The 21,928-nt window shown below is 67.2% G+C and carries 19 protein-coding genes; 8 read left to right on the top strand and 11 right to left on the bottom strand.

Annotation, left to right across the window (positions count from 1 at the left end):
• Positions 1-3: 3 nt before the first annotated feature.
• Together AAC979_RS11935 and xylF are read right to left on the bottom strand one after the other, a co-directional pair.
• Positions 4-1,335, bottom strand: a complete 1,332-nt coding sequence (locus AAC979_RS11935) for a sugar ABC transporter permease (RefSeq protein ID WP_371347075.1) — start codon at positions 1,333-1,335, stop codon at positions 4-6.
• A 116-nt stretch (positions 1,336-1,451) separates the two neighbouring features.
• Positions 1,452-2,447 carry a D-xylose ABC transporter substrate-binding protein gene (xylF, locus tag AAC979_RS11930; protein ID WP_371349046.1) on the bottom strand — a complete coding sequence of 332 codons (996 nt, stop codon included), beginning with the start codon at positions 2,445-2,447 and terminating at the stop codon, positions 1,452-1,454.
• A gap of 332 nt (positions 2,448-2,779) precedes the next feature.
• On the opposite strand from xylF, the gene AAC979_RS11925 reads away from it, so the two are divergent.
• From AAC979_RS11925 to AAC979_RS11905, 5 genes are all read left to right on the top strand, one after another.
• The gene (locus AAC979_RS11925) at positions 2,780-3,817 is read left to right on the top strand and encodes a LacI family DNA-binding transcriptional regulator (RefSeq protein WP_371347073.1); all 1,038 of its coding nucleotides are present in this window, start codon (positions 2,780-2,782) and stop codon (positions 3,815-3,817) included.
• 35 nt (positions 3,818-3,852) lie between these two features.
• Positions 3,853-5,310 (top strand): xylulokinase, encoded by a 1,458-nt coding sequence (xylB, locus tag AAC979_RS11920; RefSeq protein ID WP_371347072.1) that lies wholly within the window; start codon positions 3,853-3,855, stop codon positions 5,308-5,310.
• Entirely contained in the window at positions 5,307-6,626 is a 1,320-nt protein-coding gene (gene xylA / locus AAC979_RS11915; protein WP_371347070.1) for a xylose isomerase, read from the top strand. The genes xylB and xylA overlap by 4 nt, the downstream gene beginning before the upstream one ends.
• A gap of 167 nt (positions 6,627-6,793) precedes the next feature.
• The gene (locus AAC979_RS11910; protein ID WP_371347069.1) at positions 6,794-7,426 is read left to right on the top strand and encodes a L,D-transpeptidase; all 633 of its coding nucleotides are present in this window, start codon (positions 6,794-6,796) and stop codon (positions 7,424-7,426) included.
• 47 nt (positions 7,427-7,473) lie between these two features.
• The gene (locus AAC979_RS11905; RefSeq protein WP_371347067.1) at positions 7,474-8,487 is read left to right on the top strand and encodes an amino acid ABC transporter substrate-binding protein; all 1,014 of its coding nucleotides are present in this window, start codon (positions 7,474-7,476) and stop codon (positions 8,485-8,487) included.
• 111 nt (positions 8,488-8,598) lie between these two features.
• Here AAC979_RS11905 and AAC979_RS11900 read toward each other — a convergent pair whose 3' ends face one another.
• From AAC979_RS11900 to AAC979_RS11885, 4 genes are all read right to left on the bottom strand, one after another.
• Positions 8,599-9,384 (bottom strand): enoyl-CoA hydratase/isomerase family protein, encoded by a 786-nt coding sequence (locus AAC979_RS11900; protein ID WP_371347066.1) that lies wholly within the window; start codon positions 9,382-9,384, stop codon positions 8,599-8,601.
• 8 nt (positions 9,385-9,392) lie between these two features.
• Entirely contained in the window at positions 9,393-10,652 is a 1,260-nt protein-coding gene (locus tag AAC979_RS11895; RefSeq protein ID WP_371347064.1) for a CaiB/BaiF CoA transferase family protein, read from the bottom strand.
• A gap of 82 nt (positions 10,653-10,734) precedes the next feature.
• Entirely contained in the window at positions 10,735-11,457 is a 723-nt protein-coding gene (locus tag AAC979_RS11890) for a GntR family transcriptional regulator (protein ID WP_371347062.1), read from the bottom strand.
• 191 nt (positions 11,458-11,648) lie between these two features.
• Entirely contained in the window at positions 11,649-12,065 is a 417-nt protein-coding gene (locus AAC979_RS11885; protein WP_371347061.1) for a winged helix-turn-helix transcriptional regulator, read from the bottom strand.
• A gap of 104 nt (positions 12,066-12,169) precedes the next feature.
• Between AAC979_RS11885 and AAC979_RS11880 the strand changes: the two genes are divergently transcribed.
• Positions 12,170-12,763 (top strand): FMN-dependent NADH-azoreductase, encoded by a 594-nt coding sequence (locus AAC979_RS11880; protein ID WP_371347059.1) that lies wholly within the window; start codon positions 12,170-12,172, stop codon positions 12,761-12,763.
• A 126-nt stretch (positions 12,764-12,889) separates the two neighbouring features.
• On the opposite strand, the gene AAC979_RS11875 is transcribed toward AAC979_RS11880, so the two are convergent.
• A complete protein-coding gene (locus AAC979_RS11875; RefSeq protein WP_371347058.1) occupies positions 12,890-13,615 on the bottom strand; it encodes a GntR family transcriptional regulator in 726 nt (241 codons plus the stop codon).
• 81 nt (positions 13,616-13,696) lie between these two features.
• Positions 13,697-14,902: an alanine--glyoxylate aminotransferase family protein gene (locus AAC979_RS11870; RefSeq protein WP_371347056.1), complete on the bottom strand. Its 1,206-nt coding sequence runs from the start codon at positions 14,900-14,902 to the stop codon at positions 13,697-13,699.
• 179 nt (positions 14,903-15,081) lie between these two features.
• Between AAC979_RS11870 and AAC979_RS11865 the strand changes: the two genes are divergently transcribed.
• Complete coding sequence (locus tag AAC979_RS11865; RefSeq protein WP_371347055.1) at positions 15,082-18,057, top strand: FAD-binding and (Fe-S)-binding domain-containing protein; 2,976 nt, start codon at positions 15,082-15,084, stop codon at positions 18,055-18,057.
• A gap of 153 nt (positions 18,058-18,210) precedes the next feature.
• Here AAC979_RS11865 and AAC979_RS11860 read toward each other — a convergent pair whose 3' ends face one another.
• From AAC979_RS11860 to AAC979_RS11850, 3 genes are all read right to left on the bottom strand, one after another.
• Complete coding sequence (locus AAC979_RS11860; RefSeq protein ID WP_371347053.1) at positions 18,211-19,530, bottom strand: TRAP transporter large permease; 1,320 nt, start codon at positions 19,528-19,530, stop codon at positions 18,211-18,213.
• The gene (locus AAC979_RS11855) at positions 19,527-20,075 is read right to left on the bottom strand and encodes a TRAP transporter small permease (protein ID WP_371347051.1); all 549 of its coding nucleotides are present in this window, start codon (positions 20,073-20,075) and stop codon (positions 19,527-19,529) included. The genes AAC979_RS11860 and AAC979_RS11855 overlap by 4 nt, the downstream gene beginning before the upstream one ends.
• Before the next feature lie 117 nt (positions 20,076-20,192).
• Positions 20,193-21,176, bottom strand: a complete 984-nt coding sequence (locus tag AAC979_RS11850) for a TRAP transporter substrate-binding protein (protein ID WP_371347049.1) — start codon at positions 21,174-21,176, stop codon at positions 20,193-20,195.
• 219 nt (positions 21,177-21,395) lie between these two features.
• Here AAC979_RS11850 and AAC979_RS11845 point away from each other — a divergent pair, with 219 nt between their 5' ends.
• Positions 21,396-21,833, top strand: coding sequence for a heme-binding protein (locus AAC979_RS11845; protein ID WP_371347048.1), 438 nt, complete (start codon positions 21,396-21,398; stop codon positions 21,831-21,833).
• Positions 21,834-21,928: the final 95 nt, after the last annotated feature.

The following is a 21,928-nucleotide window of genomic DNA, read 5'->3' as shown; positions in this document are numbered from 1 at the left end:
TCCTCACTTGATCCGCTTGCGATAGACCGTGTCGATCCACACGGCGACGACCAGCACGATGCCGACCACGATGTTCTGATAGGGCGTGTCGACGCGCATCAGCACCATGCCCGATTGCAGGCTCTGCATGACCAGCGCGCCGACCATGGCGCCGGCAATGGTGCCGGAGCCGCCCGAGAGCGAGGTGCCGCCGATGACCGCCGCGGCGATGACATAGAGCTCGTCCAGCGTGCCCTGCGCGTTGGTGGCGGAATTGAGTCGGGCGGTGGAGATGGCGGCGCCGATGGCGGCGAGCGCGCCCATCAGCGCGAAGACGGCGAGCGTTACCCGGCGGGTATTGATGCCGGCGAGTTCCGCCGCTTCCGGGTTGCCGCCAATGGCGAAGACATAGCGGCCGAAGCGTGTGCGGGTGGTAACGAACGTCATGACGATGCCGACAGCCACCGCCACCAGAACCGGGATGGCATAGCCGAAGCTGATCGAGATGCCTTCCGGCGGCACGGTGAGGCCGGCGGCCTCGGCATAACGGCGGGCGAGCACGGGGGGAAGGGTATAGGCATTGACCACCAGCGTCGCGGCGATCACCGCGAGGCAGCCGGAGATGACCAGCACGAATTCGGCCCAGATCGGCTTGAGCGGGAAGTGGAAGCGCTGGCGCTGGCGCCGCGCCTGCACGGTGGCGAAGGCGATGGCGGCGCAGGCGATGGCGGCGATCACCCAGCTCCACATCTCGCCGACCGAGCCATTGGCGCCGCCGCCGAGGAGCTTGAAATTGTCGTCGACCAGCGGGATCGTCTTGCCTTCGGCCACCGCCCAGGCGGCGCCGCGCCACACCAGCAGGCCGCCCAGCGTGACGATGAAGGCCGGCACGCCGAGATAGGCGATGACGAAGCCGTGCAACGCGCCGATGGCGGCGCCGATGCCGATGCCGACCACCAGGGTGAGGATGATCACCGCCGGATGGTTGAAGCCGAAGGTCGGCATCAGATAGCTCGCCTGGAACACCGCCATGATCATGCCGGTGACGCCCAGGATGGAGCCGACCGACAGGTCGATGTGGCGCATCACGATCACCAGCACCATGCCGGTGGACATGACGGCGATGGACGAACTCTGGACCGAGAGGTTCCAGAGATTGCGCGCGGTGAGGAAGGTGCCGCCGGCGAGGAAATCGAACACCACCCAGATGACGGCGAGGGCGCCGAGCATGCCGAGGAAGCGGACGTCGATTTCCAGCGCGCCGATGAAGCTGGTGGGCGCGCTCGCGGGGGCGGCGCCGCTGCTGCCGGTGGCCCGCGAGGCCGAAGCCGGAGTCGGTGTGGTGGTGTCTGTCATGAGCATTCTCTCCCCGCCGCGCAGGGCCGGCGCGGTATCACCTGGGCAAACGGCGGAGCCGGGGCCCCGCCGCGCAGATTTACCACAAGGGCGCTACCGTGTCGGCGCGTGCCGGATCAGTTGCAGGCCTTCACCGTGCCGGGCTTCACGCCCTGGCAGACGGTCGCCTTCGGCACCCAGCCGGCGTCGATGATCACGTCGAGATTGTCCTTGGTGATCGGCACCGGCTTGAGGAAGGTGGAGTTCATCGCCACGCCCTTGGGGCCGCCGGTGAAGGTGGTGGTGCCCGGTACCGCCTTGGGGTCGGTGCCCTTGGCGAGATCAAGGGCGATTTCGGCGGCGCGCTGGCCAAGCTCGCGCGAATCCTTCCACACCGACACGGTCTGGGTGCCGAGCGCGATGCGGTTCAGCGCGGCGAAATCGGCATCCTGGCCGGACACCGGCACCGAGCCGGCGAGGCCCTGGGCGGCGAGCGCGGCGATGGCGCCGCCGGCGGTGCCGTCATTGGAGGCGACGACGGCGTCGACCTTGTTGTTGTTGGCGGTCAGCATCTGCTCGGTGTTGCGCTGGGCGTTGGCCGGCAGCCAGCTATCGGTATAGGCCTCGCCGACATTCTTGATGTCGCCCTTGTCGATGGCGGGCTTGAGCACTTCCATCTGGCCGGAGAACAGGAAGTCGGCATTGGGATCGGAGGCCGAGCCCTTGATGAAGATGTAATTGCCCTTCGGCTTCACCTTCATCACCTCGGCGGCCTGGATGCGCCCGACTTCCTTGTTGTCGAAGGTGATGTAATAGGCATAGGGGTTCTCGATCAGCCGGTCATAGCCGACCACCGGGATGCCCTCATTCTGCGCCTTGGTGATGGCGGGGGCGATCGCGTCGGAATCCTGCGCCAGAATGATGAGGGCGGTGGCGCCCTGGGCGATCAGCGCTTCGACATCGGAGAGCTGCTTGGCGGCGGAGGACTGGGCGTCGGCCGAGATGTATTTGGCGCCGGCGGCTTCCAGCGCCTTCTTGATCGCGGCTTCATCGGTCTTCCAGCGCTCTTCCTGGAAGTTGGACCAGCTCACGCCGACCACCGGCTGCTGGGCGTGGGCGACGCCCACGGCCATGACCGTACCGAGAGCCAAGGCGGAAATCGTCAGTTTCAGATTCATGTGTTCCTCCCAAAGGGATGCGAAAGCGGGGTGCCGAGAGCTGGGCGTGCCGCCCGAAGGGGTGCGCCTGCCGTGGTCATTGTCCTGACGTTCGGACCTCAAGAAGGGCCGATCGCTGTCAAGTGGTTGGCCGGCCGTGAGGCCGGCGGTAGAGTATCACCTCGCTCGGCGGGGTGCAGATCGTCAAGGTAACAAATCGTGAGCGCTGCGGCTCCTCGCTCTTTGGTCTAAAGCGGCGCTCCACAGGCTGAGTTGCGTACCTCAGATTTTGAGGGCAACATGGCGTCATGTCCAGAGGTGTTTCGCGCATAACCCTGCAAGATGTCGCCCGGGAGGCCGGCGTTTCGCTCGCCACCGCCGACCGCGTGCTCAATGGCCGCGCCGGGGTGCGGGGCGTCACCGCCGATCGTGTCAAGCAGGCCGTGGCCCGACTGGGCTACCGCCCGAACCTTGCCGCGGCGCGGCTGGCGCGCGGGGAAACCTATCGTTTCTGCTTCGTGCTGCCGACCGGCGCCAATGTCTTCATGCGCATGCTGGGCGAGCAGGTGGCCAATAATGCGAGCTGGCTGGCCGCAAACAACGCCTATATCGACACGCTGCGCGTCGACGTTTTCGCTCCCGAGACGCTGGCGACGGCGCTTGAGGGCTTGATCGGCCATTATGACGGGGTGGCGGTCGTCGCCCTCGACCATCCGCGTGTGCGCGCCGCCATTGATGATCTCGCCGCATCCGGCATCGCGGTGGTGACGCTGGTGTCGGATGTGCCGTCCTCGCACCGGCTGCATTATGTCGGCATCGACAACATCGCCGCCGGCCGCACCGCCGCCACGCTGCTCGGGCGCTTCGCCGCCGGGCGGCGCGGCTCGGTCGGGCTCATCGTCGGCACGCCGGCGCTGCGCGACCATGCCGAGCGGCAATTCGGCTTCACCCAGGTGCTGGCCGGCGAATATGCCGCGCTGAAGGTGCTGCCGGCGCGCGAAAGCCTCGACGAGGACGAGCGCAACGAGGCCATCGTCTCGCAGATGCTGCGCGAGGTGCCGGATCTGGTCGCGCTCTACAATGTCGGTGCCGGCAATCGCGGCATTGCGGCGGCGATCTCTGCCGCCAACCGCGCCGGCGACCTCATTTTCATCGGCCACGACCTCACCGACGACACGCGGCGCTTCCTGCTGCGCGGGGTGATGGACGCGGTGATCAACCAGGATGCCGGGCACCAGTCGCGCTCGGCCGCCCGGGTGCTGCTGGCCCATTGCGCCGGCGAGCCGTTGCTGAACGAGCAGGAGCGTATCCGCATCGACATCTTCGTGCGGGACAACCTGCCGTGACCTTCCTTCTCCGTTGTGCCGAAAGGGTGTGAGGCATGTATCTCGGCCTCGATATTGGAACCTCCGCCATCAAGGCGGTGCTCGTCGATGACGGGCAGAACGTCCTGGCGACGGCGGAAACGCCGCTGGCCATCTCCCGCCCGCAGCCCGGCTTCAGCGAACAGAACCCCGAGGACTGGTGGCAGGCGACGCTCGCCAGCATCGACACGCTGAAGGCGGAACAGCCCGCGGCCCTCGCCGCCGTGCGCGGCATCGGCCTTTCCGGCCAGATGCACGGCGCGGTGCTGCTCGATGCTTTCGGCAAGGTGCTGCGCCCAGCCATTCTCTGGAATGATGGGCGCTCCTCCGCCGAGTGCCGCGAACTGGAGGAGCGCTTTCCGGCGCTGCACCAGATTGCCGGCAATCTCGCCTTTCCCGGCTTCACCGCGCCCAAGCTATTGTGGGTGCGCAAGCACGAGCCGGACCTGTTCGCGCGCACGGCCAAGGTGCTGCTGCCCAAGGCCTATGTCGGCTACCGCCTCACCGGCGAGATGGTGGAGGAAATGTCGGACGCCTCGGGCACGCTGTGGCTCGATGTCGGCCGGCGCGACTGGTCGGATGAGGCGCTGGCCGCCACCTTCCTGTCGCGCGAGCATATGCCGCGCCTCGTCGAGGGCAGCGCGGCGGCGGGCCGGATCAAGCCGGAGCTGGCGGCGCGCTGGGGGATGGACACGCCGCCGGTGCTCGCGGGCGGGGCGGGCGACAATGCCGCCGGCGCCATCGGGCTCGGGGCGATCGGCGCCAATGACGCTTTCGTCTCGCTCGGCACCTCGGGCGTGCTGTGGGCGACGACCGACCGCTACGCGCCCAACCCGCAGTCGAGCGTCCACGCCTTCTGCCACGCCATTCCCGCCACCTGGCACCAGATGGGCGTGATCCTCTCCGCCGCCTCGGCGCTGGGCTGGTGGGCGAATGTGGCGAAGGAGGCGCCGGGCGACCTGCTGGCGCCGCTCGGCGACGCGCCCAAGGCGCCCTCGCGCGCGACCTTCCTGCCCTATCTCTCCGGCGAGCGCACGCCGCACAATGACACGGCGATCCGCGCCGCCTTTGTCGGCATGGACCATGACACTGGCCGCGAGGCGCTGACCCAGGCGGTGCTGGAAGGCGTGTCCTTCGCCTTCAAGGACTGCCTCGACGCGCTCTCCGCCGCCGGCACGCGCCTGACCCAGGCCGATGTCATCGGCGGCGGCTCGCGCTCGCGCTTCTGGATCGCGGTGCTCGCCAGCGTGCTCGGTATTCCGCTCAACCGCGTCGAGGATGGCGAGCGGGGCGGGGCGTTCGGCGCCGCGCGGCTCGCCCGCATGGCGGCGACCGGCGAAAGCCCGGCGGAGATCTGCCTGCCGCCGCGCCGCATCGAGACCATCGAACCCGATCCCGTTCTTCAACAGGCCTATGCGGAACGCCACGCGCTCTACAAGGCGCTGTACCCCGCGCTCAAGGGAGTGACTTCATGACCGCCCGCTTCTTCCCCTCCATCGACAAGCTGAAATATGCGGGCCCCGAGAGCCGGGATCCGCTCGCCTTCCACTGGTACGACAAGGACCGGGTGGTGCTGGGCAAGCGGATGGAGGACCATCTGCGCTTCGCCGTCGCCTATTGGCACAGCTTCACCTGGCCGGGCGGCGACCCCTTCGGCGGCGAGACCTTCCTGCGCCCGTGGATGCATGGCACCGACGAGCTGGCGCTGGCCCGGGCCAAGGCGGATGTGGCGTTCGAGCTGTTCGACATTCTCGACGTGCCGTTCTTCGCCTTCCATGACCGCGACATCGCCCCCGAGGGCAAGACGCTGGCGGAATCCAACGCCAATGTCCGCGCCATCGCCGACATCTTCGCCAAGAAGATGGAGACCTCGAAGACCAAGCTGCTGTGGGGCACGGCCAATTTGTTCTCCAACCGGCGCTTCATGTCCGGCGCGGCGACCAATCCCGACCCGGATGTGTTCGCCTATGCCGCCGCGCAGGTGAAGAACGTGCTGGAAGTGACGCACGAACTCGGCGGTGAGAACTATGTGCTGTGGGGCGGGCGCGAGGGCTATGAGACGCTGCTCAACACCGACCTGAAGCGCGAACTCGACCAGATGGGCCGCTTCCTCAACCTGGTGGTCGAGCACAAGCACAAGATCGGCTTCAAGGGCACGATCCTCATTGAGCCGAAGCCGCAGGAGCCGACCAAGCACCAGTACGACTTCGATGTCTCCACCGTCTACGGCCTCTTGTGCCGCGCCGGGCTGGAGAAGGAAGTGAAGGTCAATATCGAGGCCAACCACGCCACGCTCGCCGGTCACAGCTTCGAGCACGAGATCGCCATGGCGGCGGCGCTGGGTGTTTTCGGCTCCATCGACATGAACAAGGGCGACGCCCAGTCCGGCTGGGACACCGACCAGTTCCCGACCAATGTCGAGGACACGGCGCTCGCCATGTACGAAATCCTGCGCGCCGGCGGCTACACCACCGGCGGCACCAATTTCGACGCCAAGGTGCGGCGCCAGTCGATCGAGCCGGAAGACCTCGTCATCGCCCATGCGGCCGCCATGGATGTGTGCGCCCGCGCCCTGCTGATCGCCGCCGACATGATCGAGGACGGCGCGCTGCAGAGGGCGGTCGATGACCGCTATGCCGGTTGGGAGGCGCCCGCGAACAAGGCGATGCTCGCCGCCGACAGCTCGCTGGAGGCCATCGCCGCCCGCGTCGCGGCGGAAGGGCTCGACCCGCAGCCGCGCTCCGGCCGTCAGGAGCGGTTCGAGGCGCTGGTGGGTAGCTACCTGCGCTAAGCCGGCTTCCTGAAAATCGCGATCTGCGCCGGCCCGGCTGGCGCAGATTTCATCAAACAGTGATTGACTTTAGGTCATATTCCCCTTTCGATCCCGACCCAGGGAGCGACCCGTGACTCGGCGGTGCGCGTGCGCGTGCGCCCGGTTCTCAAAGGGGAAATGGCGAGATGCATCTTCATCATGTGGGAGCAGGCCTGATCGGGGCAGCGCTGGCGCTGGCCCTCGCGCTTCCCACCGGCCCGGCCTATGCCCAGATGCGGCCCGCCGCCGGCATGGGCAACCAGATTGTCGATGTGCCGGAAAAGCCCGGCTACGTGCCCTCGAAGGACGAGGAGCAACTCGACCCGGCGTTCCGCCGCCAGCCTGTCTATTTCCGCACCAATGAGCCGCCGGGCACGATCATCGTTCATACCAATGAGCGCTTCCTCTATCTCGTGCTCGGCGACAACCGGGCGCTGCGCTACGGCATCGGGGTGGGCCGCGACGGCTTCCAGTGGGCCGGGCTGCAGAAGGTGAGCCGCAAGGCGGAGTGGCCGGACTGGACCCCGCCGCCGGAAATGATCCAGCGCCAGCCCTATCTGCCGCGCTTCATGGCCGGTGGGCCGGGCAACCCGATGGGCGCCGCCGCGCTCTATCTCGGCTCCACCGTCTACCGCATCCACGGCACCAACATGCCGAATACCATCGGCATGGCGATTTCCTCGGGCTGCTTCCGCCTGGTCAATTCCGATGTGCAGGATCTCTACAACCGTGTCCCGGTGGGGACGAAGGTGATCATCCGGCAGGCGCCGGAACTGTGAGCGCGGCAGCTCTCGCCACACCGCTTTCGATCGACATTGGGGGAAAGATGAACAGGATCGCAACCGCGCTGGCCGCCGCCGGCGTTCTGCTTTCGGCCGGCCTGGCGCAGGCCGGCACGCTGGCGGATGTAAAGGCGCGCGGCACGCTGAAATGCGGCGTCAGCCAGGGCCTCGCCGGCTTCTCGGCCAAGGATGACAAGGGGCAGTGGTCCGGCTTCGATGTCGATCTGTGCAAGGCGGTGGCGGCGGCGATCTTCGACGATGCGTCGAAGGTGGAGTATGTGCCGCTCTCGGCCGAGGCGCGCTTCCCCGCTTTGCAGAAGGGCGAGGTCGACCTGCTCTCGCGCAACTCCACCTGGACCATGCAGCGCGAGGCCGATCTCGGCCTGCTGTTCGCCGCCGTGTCCTATTATGACGGCCAGGGCTTCATGGTGCCGGCGGCCAAGAATGTGATGGGCGCGCTGGAGCTTGGCGGCTCCAAGGTCTGCACCCAGGCCGGCACCACCAGCGTCGACAACGTTCAGGACTATTTCAAGCAGAACAAGATGGAGCTGGAGCTGATCCAGCTCCCCAATGTCGACGAGTTGGTGAAGGCCTATGCCGACGGCACATGCGACGTGCTGACCACCGACGTGTCACAGCTCTATGCGCTGCGGCTGAAGCTCGCCACGCCGGCGGACCATGTCGTGCTGCCCGATGTCATCTCCAAGGAGCCGCTCGGCCCCGTGGTGCGGCAGGGTGACGACAACTGGCTCAACATCGTCAAGTGGAGCTTCTACGCGCTGGTGAACGCCGAGGAACTCGGCATCAGCACCGCCACGCTCGACCAGGCGGCGCAGTCGACCAAGCCGGACGTGCGGCGCTTCGTCGGCTCGGACGGCGCCTATGGCGAGAAGCTGGGCCTGACCAAGGACTGGGCGATGCGCATCGTCAAGAGTGTCGGCAATTACGGCGAGGTGTTCGAGCGCAATGTCGGCGCGCAGTCGCCGCTCGGCATTCCGCGCGGGATCAACCAGCTTTGGAGCGCCGGCGGCATCCAGTACGCCCCGCCGATCCGCTGAGGCGGGTTTTCTCAAGCGTCATCCCGGAACGGCCGTGAGGCCGTGTCCGGGATCGCGACGGATCGCCGAGCGATCCCGGCTCTTCGGCCGGGATGACGGTTCGTTCGCCGGCTACTCGCCCCGCCACTGCGCCGGGCGCTTGGCGAGGAAAGCCTCTACCCCCTCGCGGAAATCCGCGCTGCCATAGACCGCCTGCACCAGATCGGCATCGTCCGGGCGCGGGTCATGGGCGAGGCGCAGCAGCATCTGCTTGCTGGTGCGCAGGGTGAGCGGGGCATTGCCGGCAAGCCGGCCGCACAGCGCTTCAACCGCCGCGTCGAGTTCTTCAGCCGGATGGATGGCGACATAGCCGTCTGGCATCTCTTCCGCCATCGGCGTTTCCGCCGCCAGCAGCATGCGGCGGACCATGCCGAGCCCCAGAGTGGCGACGAGGCGCTGCACATTTGCCGCCGACAGGCAATTGCCGAGCGTGCGGGCGATCGGCACGCCGAAACGCGCCCCGGGCGTCGCCAGCCGGAAATCGCAGGCATTGGCGATGGCCATGCCGCCGCCGACCGCCCAGCCTTCCACCACCGCGACGGTGGGAACCGGCAACTGTTCCAGCAGGCCCATATAGTGCTCCACCTTCGCCTCATAGGCGATGCCGTCCTCGCCGGAGGCGAAGGCGCGGAACTGCTCGATATCGGTTCCGGCGACGAAGGCCTTGCCGCCTGCACCGCGCAGCACGACGACGCGGATGGTGGGATCGGCGGCGAGGGTGGTGCAGGCCTGCGCCATCTCCTCATACATGCGCCAGGTCATGGCGTTGCGCGCCGCGGGACGGTCGAAGACGAGGCGGGCGACGGCGCCCGCGCGGGTGAGGTGGACGCGGCCTTCAGCCGGGGCGGTGGTGCTCATAGCGGCGCTCATGGCGCGAAGGCTCCACGGGCGGAGAGGCTTTCCACGGCGGCCGCATCGAGGCCGATCTCGCGCAGCACCTCATCCGTGTGCTGGCCGAGCAGCGGGGGGTGTCGGCGCACCTCCTGCGGGGTGCCGGTCAGCTTTACCGCGAAACCGATATTCGACACCTTGCCCTCATGCGGATGGTCGATCTCCATCCGCATCTGGCGATGGCGGCCATGCTCGCTCTCGAAGGCCTGCGGGTAGCTGTACATGGTGCCGGCGGGGATGCCGACGGCGAGCAGGGTTTCCACCCATTCGTCGGAGGTGCGGGTGACGAAGGTCTTTTCCAGCTCGGCGATAAGCGCCTCGCGATTGTCGAGCCGGTCGGGAATCGCGGTGAAGCGGGGATCGGCGGCAAGGTCTGGGCGCTCCAGCGTCTCGCAGAGCTGAAGCCACAGCTTCTGGCTGGTGGCGCCCATGACGAAATAGCCGTCTTTCGACTTCACTGCCTGATAGGGCGCCGTCATGCGGTTGGCGGTGCCGAGCGGGATCGGCTCGGTGCCGCGCCCCCAATATTCCGAAATGTCCCAGACGGAGAAGGCCAGCGCCGCCTCGAACAGCGAGGCGTCGATATACTGGCCCTCGCCGGTGTTCTTCGCGCCGATATAGGCGCCGAGCACCGCATAGGTGGCGAACAGGCCGCAGCCGATATCGGCGACCGGAACTCCGGCCTTCACCGGCGGGCCGCCGGGATGGCCGGTGACGCTCATCACGCCGGACATGGCCTGCGCCATCAGATCGAAGCCGGGGCGGCCGGCCCAGGGGCCGGTCTGGCCGAAGCCGGAGATGGAGGCATAGACGAGGCGGGGATTGTAGGCCCGCACCGTCTCATAGTCGCATTTCAGCTTCTTCATCACGCCGGGCCGGTAGTTCTCGACCAGGATGTCGGCGGTCTTCACCAGCTCGTAGAAGGCCTCGCGCCCGGCCTCGCTCTTCAGGTTGAGGGCGACGGAGCGCTTGTTGCGGTTCATGTTGAGGAAGCCCATGGAGTCGGGCCCCTTCATCTTGAAGCCCATGGCGCCGCGCGTCTGGTCGCCGGTGCCGGGCGGTTCGATCTTGATGACATCGGCGCCGAGATCGCCCAACAGCATGCAGCTATAGGGCCCGGCCATCACCTGGCTGACATCGAGCACACGCACGCCGGCGAGCGGCAGGGGGCGGGCGGCTTTCGTGGCGTCGGGCGCCGGCGCGGCCGTGCGGTTCGGGTCCTTGACTTCGCTCATGGCGTCTCCCTTTCGGCTCTCTTTTCTGATTTGAAATCAATAATTACGAAAGGCGCATCCCTTGGCGCCCCGGCGGGGGGCGTCAGGCGTCCTGGGGGGCGGGGGCGCGGCTGCTGCGCTCGGATGGCGTGTCCGCGCCGGCACGGGTGCGCTCGATGAAGGCGCGGGCGATGCCGGCGGTGGTGCCGGTGACATGGTGTTCCAGCAAATCGCCGAGGCGAGGAGCGTCGCGGGCTTCCAGTGCCGCAATCATCGCCTTGTGCTCCTCCACCGCTGCCGCCCAATGCGCGCGGCTCTTGCGCACCACGAAGCGGCAGGCATGAATGCGGGTGAGGATCTGCTGGTAGTAGGCGGACAGTGTCGCATTGCCGGCGATCTCGAAAAAGGCTTCGTGAATCAGCCGGTTGTGGCGGAGATACTCCACCTCTTCGCCACGTTCGAAATGCGTCATCATCCGCTCATGCAGCACGCGCACACGGGCAATATCGTCATCCGTGGCGCTGGCGCAGGCGAGCCGGCCGGCGAGGCGCTCCAGCGAGGCCATGATCGGGAACAGTTCGTCGATCTGTTCTTCCGTAATCCGCGCGACGATGGCGCCCCGATGAGGGAGGATCTGCAGCACGCCTTCCGCCGCCAGCACCTTCAGCGCCTCGCGGATCGGGGTGCGCGAGACGCCAAAGCGCTCGCAGAGCTGTTCTTCCGGCACCTTCTCGCCTGGCCGCAATTCGCCCTGCAGGATCATCTCGCGCAGCGGGGCGACGAGCGATTCGTGCAGGGAATGGCGAATGATCGGCGATGACGGCATGCGGCGTTTCCAGCGGCTTCTGCGAGCCCGTGCGTTTCCTGCCTAGGGATAGCCGGGATTGCCGGCAGCGTGAAGTCGCTCCCCGCAGCGGAAAGGGGCGTGTAATCCGCGCCAGACTATATCAGGGCGCAGATTGCATCAATAATTATAAAACGCCGCGCGGCTCACTGGGGCGGGCAACCTGCCCGCGCCTAACGCATCCCCGCCGCCCGCTGCAGTGGCCGATCGCCCGGACCGGGCGCCGCGCGCCGGTCAAACTCCGCCTGCGCCTCGGCGATGTCGGCGAGATTGGCCTCCACCCATTGCCCGAGCGCCATCACCGGTTCGCGCAGCGAATGGCCGAGCGGCGTCAGTTCGTAATCCACGCGCGGGGGAATGGTGGGGTAGACGGTGCGCGACACCAGCCCGTCGCGTTCCAGCCCGCGCAGGGTGAGGGTGAGCATGCGCTGGGAAATGCCGTTGATCATCCGCTTCATCTCGTTGAAGCGACGCGGGCCTCCGGCCAGCAGCATGACGATCAGCACGCTCCATTTGTCGCCGACACGGGCCAGCACCCGGCTGACCGCGAGGCAGCTTTCGGTATGGAAAGGTGGATGTTCCTCAGTCACGTCCGTGTGCCTCAGGGTGAGCGATGTGCGTTCTTGCGCCATGTAAGGGCAGGCATCTAGCTAGGCCAAGTAACAAATCGTAACTAGCTAGCCACGGTCGTGCCATGTCCCGCACCCTTCTGCATCTCGATTCCTCCATCCTCGGCGACCAGTCGGTGAGCCGGCAGGTCAGTGCCGCCATTGTCGCGCGGCTCACGGCGGCGGATCCCTCCCTTGTGGTGATGTCCCGTGACCTCGCCGCCGATCCGCTGCCGCATGCGACGCCCGCCTCCCTGCCGGCGGACCATCCGCTGTCGGGCGGCAAGGGCGACGCGGCGAGCCAGCAGGCGCTCGACGAGTTTCTCGCCGCCGACATCGTGGTGGTCGGCGCGCCGATGTATAATTTCTCGGTGCCCACCCAGTTGCGGGCGTGGATCGACCGCATCCTCGTACCCGGCAAGACCTTCGCCTATGGCGCGGGCGGCCCCGAAGGGCTGGCCACCGGCAAGCGGGTGATCGTGGCGCTGGCGCGGGGCGGCAGCTACGCCGATCCGGCCTTCGCCGCCGTGGCCGAGCACGCCGAGACCTATCTGCGCTGGGTGTTCGGCTTCATCGGCATCGCGCCGGAATTCATCATCGCCGAGGGCGTCTCCGCCGGGCGGCGCGAGGCGGCGCTGGAAGCCGCTCTGAAGAGCGCAGCCGAGCTGAAGGCGGCGTGAGGGGAAGTCTTAGAGCGTCATCCCGGACGGCCATGGGCCGTTCCGGGGTCGCCTGTGGGGCGGAGAGCGATCCCGGCTCTCCGCTTCGCTGCGGCCGGGATGACGTTCGGTCTGCAGGTCGCCCACTTACTCGGCTGCCTGCGAATCCGTGCCTTCCAGCGATTCATGCACCATCGCCGCCTTGTGGCGCAGGTGCAGCTTGAGGATGGCGCCGAGGCGGACTCCGTCGCGTGCCTTCAGGGCGGCCATCATCTCCTCATGGTCGTCCACCGCCTCGCGCCAGCGCTCGCTGGACTTCTGCGCGACGAAGCGCACCGCGTGGATGCGCACCATCAGGGTCTGGTAGAGCTGGGTCAGCGCGTGATTGCCGGCGAGATCGAAGAACGCCTCATGAATACGGCGGTTGAGGCGCAGATAGGCGGCCGGGTCGCCGGCGCGGTAATGCACCAGCATCTCTTCATGCATCGCCTGCACACGCGCAATGTCGGCATCGCTGGCGCGGGCACAGGCGGCCTCGCCGGCCAGCGCTTCCATCGCCCCCATGATGGGGAAAAGCTCGTCCACCTCATCGGGCGAGACGCGCGCGACGCTGGCGCCGCGATTGGGGGAGAGGATCACCAGCCCCTCATTGGCCAGCACCTTCAGCGCCTCGCGTAACGGTGTGCGGGAGACGCCGAAGCGCTGGCACAGGGCCTGTTCGGAGATCTTGTCGCCGGCCTTCAGATCGCCGCGCATCAGCATGTCGCGCAACTGCGCGGCCAGCTCGTCATGCAGGCTGCGGCGCGGAATGATGGCCGTGTCCGACATCGCCATCCGGCGAATCTCCACCTTGCCGCGCACCCGGCGCGGCATCTGCTGAAATCTAAACCCTAAATCGCTCCGGCCGGCGAATTTCGCAAGGTGAACGAAGGTCGCGCGGCCGGAGCGCGGGGGTCAGGCGGCGGCGCCGACAGTCCCGCGGGCGCAGTCAGTGAGATAATCCATCGCCGCCTGCACGCCGCCTTGTCTGTGCGGCACACCGGCAACCGACAGGCCCATCTCGACGCCGGCCAGCGCGCCCAGAATGGTAAGGTCGTTGGTGTCGCCGAGATGGCCGATGCGGAAGACGCGGCCCGACAGTTTGGTCAGGCCGGTGCCGAGCGACATGTCGAAATGGTTCAGCGTCTTCTCGCGGAAGGCATCGGCGTCATGGCCCTCGGGCATCATGACGGCGGTGAGCGAGGACGAATAGTATTTCGGATCGCGGCAGAGCACTTCGAGGCCCCAGGCGCGCACGGCGCGGCGGGTGGCCTCGGCATGACGGTCGTGGCGGGCAAAGACGTTGTCGAGCCCCTCCTCGTGCAGCATGTCGATGGCCTCGGCGAGGCCGTAGAGCAGGTTGGTGCCGGGCGTGTAGGGGAAATAGCCCTTCTCATTGTGGGGGAGCATCTCCTCCCACGACCAGAACAGCTTGGGCATGGTCGACTTCTTCGCCGCCGCCAGCGCCTTGTCGGAAATGGCGTTGAAGGAGAGGCCGGGCGGCAGCATCAGCCCCTTCTGCGAGCCGGAGACGGTGACGTCGACGCCCCATTCATCGTGGCGGAAGTCGATCGAAGCCAGCGAGGAGATGGTGTCGACCAGAAGCAGCGCCGGGTGGCCGGCGGCGTCGATGGCCTTGCGGACCTCCGGGATCAGCGAGATGCAGCCGGTCGAGGTCTCGTTATGGACCACGCAGACCGCCTTGATGTCGTGGTCCTTGTCCTCGCGCAGCCGCGCCTCGATGGCGGCGGCATCGGCGCCGATGCGCCAGTCGGAGGCGATGAATTCCGGGTGCAGGCCGAGCTTGATCGCCATGTTCTTCCACAGCGTGGCGAAATGGCCTGTCTCGAACATCAGCACCTTGTCGCCGGGCGAGAGCACATTGGCGAGTGCGGCTTCCCACGCGCCGGTGCCGGACGCGGGATAAATGATGACCGGGTTCGCGGTCTTGAAAATGGTCTTCATGCCGTCCAGCACGCGCTTGCCGAGCTTCTGGAACTCGGGCCCGCGATGGTCGATGGTCGGCATGTCCATCGCGCGCAGGATGCGGTCGGGCACCGGGGTGGGACCCGGAATCTGCAGGAAATGACGACCCGCCACCCGGGCGGCATTGCTGGACATGGTGTTCTCTCCCTTGGTCGGCGCTGAGGCGCGCGCCTCTTGGACGGCTGCGAGCGGGCAAGGCGGCGGCCCGCTTCCGCGCTCCATCTTGCATAAATGAATTATGAATGCAAAATGCGTTTCGGTCCAGGGCGGCGCAAAATGCGCGGCGAAGAAGGACGTGAGGGAGCGACGACATCATGGCGGCACGGCTGACGCCCGGTCTGGAGCGGCGTCTGAAGGCGGAAGTCTCGGGAGATGTGTGGTTCGACCGCTTCAATCGCGGCCGCTATGCCACCGATGCCTCGTTCTACCAGATTATGCCGCTGGGCGTTGTCGTGCCACGCACCACGCAAGAGGCCGAGCGCGCCATCGCGCTGGCCCGGGCCGAGGGCATTCCCGTCACCCCGCGCGGCGGCGGCACCTCGCAATGCGGCCAGACGATCAACGAATCGCTCGTCATCGACGGCTCCAAGCATCTCAACCGCGTGCTGGAACTCGACGTGGCGAACCGGCGCTGCGTGGTCGAGCCGGGCATCGTGCTCGACGACCTCAACCGGGCGCTGAAGCCGCACGGTCTATGGTTCCCGGTGGACGTGTCGACCGCCAGCCGCGCCACCATTGGCGGCATGGCCGGCAATAATAGCTGCGGCGGCCGCTCGCTGCGCTACGGCACGATGCGCGACAATGTGCTGTCCATCGACGCCATGCTGGCCGACGGCACCAAGGCGCATTTCGGCGCGGTGGACCACAATCTCGCGACACTGCCATCGGAGTCGCCGCTGGCGCCTTTGGCGCGCGACCTGTTCGACCTCGGCGCGCGCGAGGCGGACGAAGTGGCGGCGCGCTTTCCCGCCGTGCAGCGGCGCGTCGGCGGCTACAATCTCGACGCGCTGGTGCCGCGGCCGCAGGGGACCAACCTCGCCCATATTCTCGTCGGTTCCGAGGGCACGCTCGCCTATTCGACGCGGATCGAGCTGAAGCTGTGGCCGCTGATCGGCAAGAAGGTCATCGGCGCCTGCCATTTCGGCAGCTTCTACCAAGCGATGGATGCCGCCCAGCATCTGGTGAAGCTGAAGCCCATCGCGGTCGAGCTGGTGGATTCCACCCTGCTGGCGCTGGCCAGCGAGATTCCGATGTTCCAGGCGACGCTGAAGCAGTTCGTGCGCGGCACGCCGGATGCGATCCTTCTGGTCGAGTTCGCGGAAGATGAGGCGGAGAATGAGCGCCGGCTGAAGCTGCTGGACGACACGATGGGCGATCTCGGCTTCGGCTGGGACCGCGAGGGCGCCCGCTGGGGCGGCGTGGTGAGCGTGCGCGAGGCCGGGCTGCAGGCGGCCATTGCCGATGTGCGCACCTCCGGCCTCAACATCATGATGTCGATGAAGCAGGCGGGAAAACCGGTCTCCTTCGTCGAGGACTGCGCCGTGCCGCTGCTGCATCTCGCCGACTACACGGCGCGGCTCACCGAGGTGTTCGAGAAGAACGGCACCAAGGGCACCTGGTACGCCCACGCCTCCGAGGGCTGCCTGCATGTGCGCCCGGTGCTGAACCTGCGGTTGGAGAAGGACGTGAAGGCGATGCGCGCCATCGCCGAGGAAGCCTTCGCCATGGTGCGCGAGTACAAGGGCTCGCATTCCGGCGAGCATGGCGACGGCATCGTGCGCTCGGAATTCCACGAGACGATGTTCGGCACCCGGCTGGTGCGCGCCTTCGAGCAGGTGAAGGACCGCTTCGACCCCGGCGGGCTCTACAATCCCGGCAAGATCGTCCGCGCGCCGAAATTCGACGATCGCAAACTGTTCCGCTACGCCCCGGACTACAAGGTGGCGCCGATCCGGGCCGCCCTCGACTGGTCCGGCTATTCCGGCGAGGGCGGCGGCCTGCAGGGCGCCATCGAGATGTGCAACAACAATGGCGCCTGCCGCAAGGCGGTGGGCGGCGTGATGTGCCCGAGCTACCGCGTCACCCGCGACGAGAAGGACGTGACGCGCGGGCGCGCCAACACGCTGCGTCTCGCCATTTCCGGCCGGCTCGGTCCCGACGCGCTCGCCTCCGACGAGATGATGGAGACGCTGAAGCTCTGCGTCTCCTGCAAGGGCTGCCGGCGGGAGTGCCCCACCGGCGTCGACATGGCCAAGATGAAAATCGAGGCGCTGGCGGCGCGGGCGAAGGCGAAGGGCATCAGCCTGCACCAGCGCCTTGTCGCCTATCTGCCCCATTATGCCGGCCTCGCCGCCCGCGTGCCGTGGCTGCTGAACCTGCGCGACCGGCTGCCAGGGGCGGCGAAGTTCTCGGAGATTCTGGCCCAGTTCAGCGCCCGCCGCTCTCTGCCGCGCTGGCGCGCCGACGCCTTCCGTGAAGATGCGGTGGCCTTCGGGCCGGAGGGCGGGCGCGAGGTGGTGCTGTTCGCCGACACCTTCAACCGCTGGTTCGAGAAAGAGAATATCGTCGCCGCGCTCGACGTGCTGACCGCGGCGGGCTACCGCGTGCACATGCCGCGTCCCGTCGACGGCAACCGCCGCGCCCTGTGCTGCGGGCGCACCTTCCTCTCGGCTGGGCTGGTGGATGAGGCGAAGGCCGAGGCGCGGCGGGTGGTGGAGACCTATGCCCCCTTCGTCGCGCGCGGCGTGCCGGTGGTGGGGCTGGAGCCGAGTTGCCTGCTCGCTTTCCGCGACGAACTCCCGTCGATGCTGCCGGGGGAGGGGACGCAGACGCTCGCCGCTCATGCGCTGCTGGTCGAGGAATTCATCGCCCGCGAGATCGACGCCGGCCGCTTCGACCTGCCGCTGGCGCCGCTGGCGGAGAAGGCGCTGCTGCACGGCCATTGCCACCAGAAGAGCTTCGGCGCCATGGGCGCGGTGGAGAAGGCGCTGCGCCTCGTGCCCGGGCTGCAGGTGGAGACGGTGGAATCGAGCTGCTGCGGCATGGCCGGGGCGTTCGGCTATCACAGCGAGACCATCGACACCTCGCTGGCCATGGCCGAACTCTCGCTGCTGCCGGCGGTACGCAAGGCGGAGCCGGGCACGCTGATCGTTGCCGATGGCACCTCCTGCCGCCACCAGATCCATGACGGCGCTGCGCGCGAGGCGGTGCATGTGGTGCAGGTGCTCGCGCAAAGCCTCGCGGCGGCACGCGCGGGAGCGCCGGCGCGCCGGCTGGAAGCGGCGGAGTAGAGCCACGCGCCAGACTGCCTGTCCTGCCAGGGCCCCCCGCACTCGGCGTGCGGGGGGCCTTTTGCGTTGCGGCTGTCTTCCGCCGCCCGGCAGGCAAAGAAAAACCTCCCCGGCGGAGACCGGGGAGGCTGGGGTATCCGGCGCAGTCGGCCGTCAGTTGGTGGGCATGACGCCGATGGAGGGGTCGCCATAGAACCACTGGGTCGGAGCCAGTGCGAACCAGGGAACATAGGTGCAGATCATCAGCACCACCAGCAGCACCAACAGGAAGCCGAGATTGGCCTTGGTGGTCTGCCATATGTCCGCCTTGGCAATCGAGCAGGCGGCGATCAGCACCGAGGCAACCGGCGGGGTCTGCTGGCCGATGGCGAGGTTCAGCGTCAGCACCAGACCGAAATGCACGGGGTCGATGCCGACCTGCTGGATCAACGGCAGGACGATGGGGACGGTGAGGATGATCGCGGCGGCTGAATGCAGGAACATGCCGAGAATGAGGAACAGCACGTTCAGCAGCAGCAGCACGAGATAGGGGTTGGTGGTGAACTCGGCGATCGAGCTCGCCAGCGCCTGCGGCACCCGGCTCTCGGTGAGGAACACGCCGACCAGCGCCGAGGAGGCGACCAGCAGCATCACCACCGCCGTCTGCAGCGCGCCGTCGACCAGGGCGCGATACAGCGCCGTCAGGCTCAGCTCGCGATAGACCACGATGGAGATGAACAGCGCCGCGACCACGGCCACAGCCGCGCCCTCGGTGGCGGTGACGAAGCCGCCGAAGATGCCGCCGAGGATGATGACCGGCAGCATCAGCGCCCACAGGGCTTCCCGGAACGCTGTCACCAGCCGGCTCCAGGCGAAGCGCTGCTCGACGGGGAAGTCGTTCTTCACCGCATAGTACCAGCTCGCCAGAGCAAGGCCGGCGCCGCCGAGCAGGCCAGGCAGCAGGCCGGAGATGAACATCTTCACCACCGAGACCTGCGCCATCACCGCATAAAGGATCATCGGGATGGAGGGCGGCAGGATGATCGCCAGGCTGGCCGAAGAGGACGAGATGGCCGCCGCGAACTCCTTGCTGTAACCCCGGCTCTTCATCGCCGGGATCAGCAGCGAGCCGAGGGCGGCGACGCCGGCCACGGCCGAGCCGGAAATCTCGGCGAAGAACATGGACGAGCCGATGGTCACCATGGCGAGGCCGCCACGGATGAAGCCGAGCATCGCCGAGGCGAGATTGATCAGCCGCCGCGAGATCGACGACGAATTCATGATGCCGCCCGCCAGGATGAACAGCGGAATGGCGAGCAACGGGAAGTTGGTCGCGCCCTCGAACATGACCAGCGCCACATTCGGCAGCATGTCGGCGCCCTGCGTCGCCCAGATGGCGACCACCGCCACCATGCCGAGAGCGACCGCGATCGGCACGTTCAGCAGCACCATGCCGAACAGGCCGAGGAACATCAGACCCATCGTGCTGGTCATCGGGGGGTGCCTCCGGCGGACGGGGTCTCGTGAACGGTTTCCAGCGCTTCCTTCAGCTCATGGTCTTCGAAGCCGGCGCCGCGCGCGGCCGCCAGCACTTCGGGAAAGCGCATCAGCTCGGCGATGATGAACAGGACGGCGGTGATCGGGATCACCGACTGGGTGACGACCAGCGACACATTCGGCAGCGAGACCAGCGTGCTGCCCTGCAGAATGTCCAGCACCTCAAGCCCGGTCACGGTGAGGATGACGAAGAAGGCGAGGACGATCACCTCGGCCAGAATGGTGCTCGCCACGCGCAGGCCCGGCGGGAAGGCGTTGACGATGCCGGGAAAGCCGATATGGGCGCCGCGCAGGGCGGCGAGGGCGCTGCCGTAATAGGTCAGCCAGCACAGGCCGATCGAGGCGATCTCGTCGTACCAGACCAGGGAGAGACCGACGGCGCGGAACACGAAGCCGATAACGATGATGCCGGTCAGGGCCGCCATCAGCAGCGCGGCGATGACTTCCAAGATCCGGTCATAGGATCTTCTTATTGCGAGCATGGGTCCTGTTCCACGGGCGCGGGCGCTCGGCCGCGCAATCAGCAGTGAGCGGGGGGATATCGGCAGTGAAAGGTGGTGGGCGGGCCGGCGGCGGTCGTGCGCGCCGGCCCGCGAGGCTCAGGAGCCCTTGCCGAGGGCGAGGGAGTCGTCGATCAGCTTCTGGCCGCCGGGAACTTCCTTCGCGAATTCCTCATAGACCGGCTTCGACGCTTCGATGAAGGCGGTCTTGTCGACCTCGTTCACCTGCATGCCGGCATCCTTGAGCTTGCCGAGAAGCTCGTCATCGAGCTTGGCGGCGATCTCCAGCGCCACCGGCTGCATCTCGACGGCGGTCTCGATCAGCGCCTTCTGAACGTCGGGCGGCAGCTTCGACCAGCTACGGCCGGCGGTGAGATAGGCGGGCGTGTAGACATGGCCGGTGAGCGAGAGATATTTCTGCACTTCCTGGAAGCGCGAGGGGTAGATCTGGGCCAGCGGGTTCTCCTGGCCGTCCATCACGCCGGTCTGCAGGGCGACGAAGACTTCCGACAGCGCCATCGGGCTCGGCGTCGCGCCATAGGCCTGGAACATGCGCACGCGCCACACGCCCTGCGGGACGCGCAGCTTGATGCCCTTGAGGTCCTCGGGCTTGTTGATCGGCCGGGTGTTGTTGGTGACGTGGCGGATGCCGTTTTCCCACACGCCGATGATCTCGTAGCCCTTGTCCTTGGCGATCGGCACAAGCACCGGGGTGATGATGGCGTCGCGGATCTTGGCCGCGTGGTCGCGGTCCTTGACCAGATAGGGCATCTCGAACAGGCCGAACTCCGGCGCAACCGTCGTCATCACGGTCGAGGGGAGGGCAAGGTCGACGGTGCCGAGCTTGAGCTTCTTGAGCAGTTCGGTGTCGCCGCCGAGCTGGCTGGAGCCATAGATGGCGACATGAGCCTTGTCGCCGAGCTTGGCGTTGGCGCGCTTGGCGAATTCCTGGGAGGTCTGGTCGAACAGCGAGCCGGGCTCGCCGACATGGCCGAGCTTGATCTCGATGGGCTCGGCCGACGCCGTCGCGGCAAGCAAGAGAGTGCCGGCGATTGCCGACACGATTCGCGTTAGGCGGATCATGGCATGCTCCTTTGGGTTTCCTCGTGCCCGGCTTCCCGGTGCTTTTTCCGTGATGCGGCAGATTCGAAGGCGCCGATCCGCCATGGATCGCCACCTTCGTCTAAAACCGACTTACTAATTATGAATGCAAAAATCGGCCGTCATGGCAAGGCGAGACTTGACGCTCGGGCGGCGAAAGGCACAGTCGACGGCGGAAAAATGCCTAAACAGGGGAAACGCATGCCCGCTCTCAGCCTCGACGCCGCCCAGACGATTCTCTCCACCGCGCTCGGCCAGTGCCGCGCCGGCAATTTCAAGCCGATGGCGGTGGTCGTGCTCGATGCCCGCGGCGCGGTGAAGGCGGCCGCCTCCGAAGACGGTACCAGCCTCAAGCGCTTCGAAGTGGCCCATGGCAAGGCCTATGGCGCTCTCTCCCTCGGCATGGGCTCGCGCTCGATCTTCAAGCGGGCGAAGGAGCAGGCCTTCTTCATTGCCTCGGTAACGGATGTGGTCGGCGGCGCGCTGGTGCCGGTGCCGGGCGGGGTGCTGATCCGCGACACTGGCGGCGAGATCATCGGCGCCGTCGGCATTTCCGGCGACACCTCCGAGAATGACGAGGCGGCGGCAAGCGCCGGCATCGCGGCGGCGGGCTTTGTCGCGGACCCCGGCGCGGACTGACGCGCCTCGCTCACACCAGCTTGAACGCACACGCAGGGCGCGCGGGAACCTCCGTGCGCCCTGATGCGTTTGTGCTTCCGGAATGCCGCGTCTGA

Source organism: Ancylobacter sp. IITR112 (assembly GCF_041415945.1).
In the GTDB taxonomy this organism is placed as follows: domain Bacteria; phylum Pseudomonadota; class Alphaproteobacteria; order Rhizobiales; family Xanthobacteraceae; genus Ancylobacter.
This window is presented reverse-complemented; position numbering and strand designations above follow the sequence as displayed.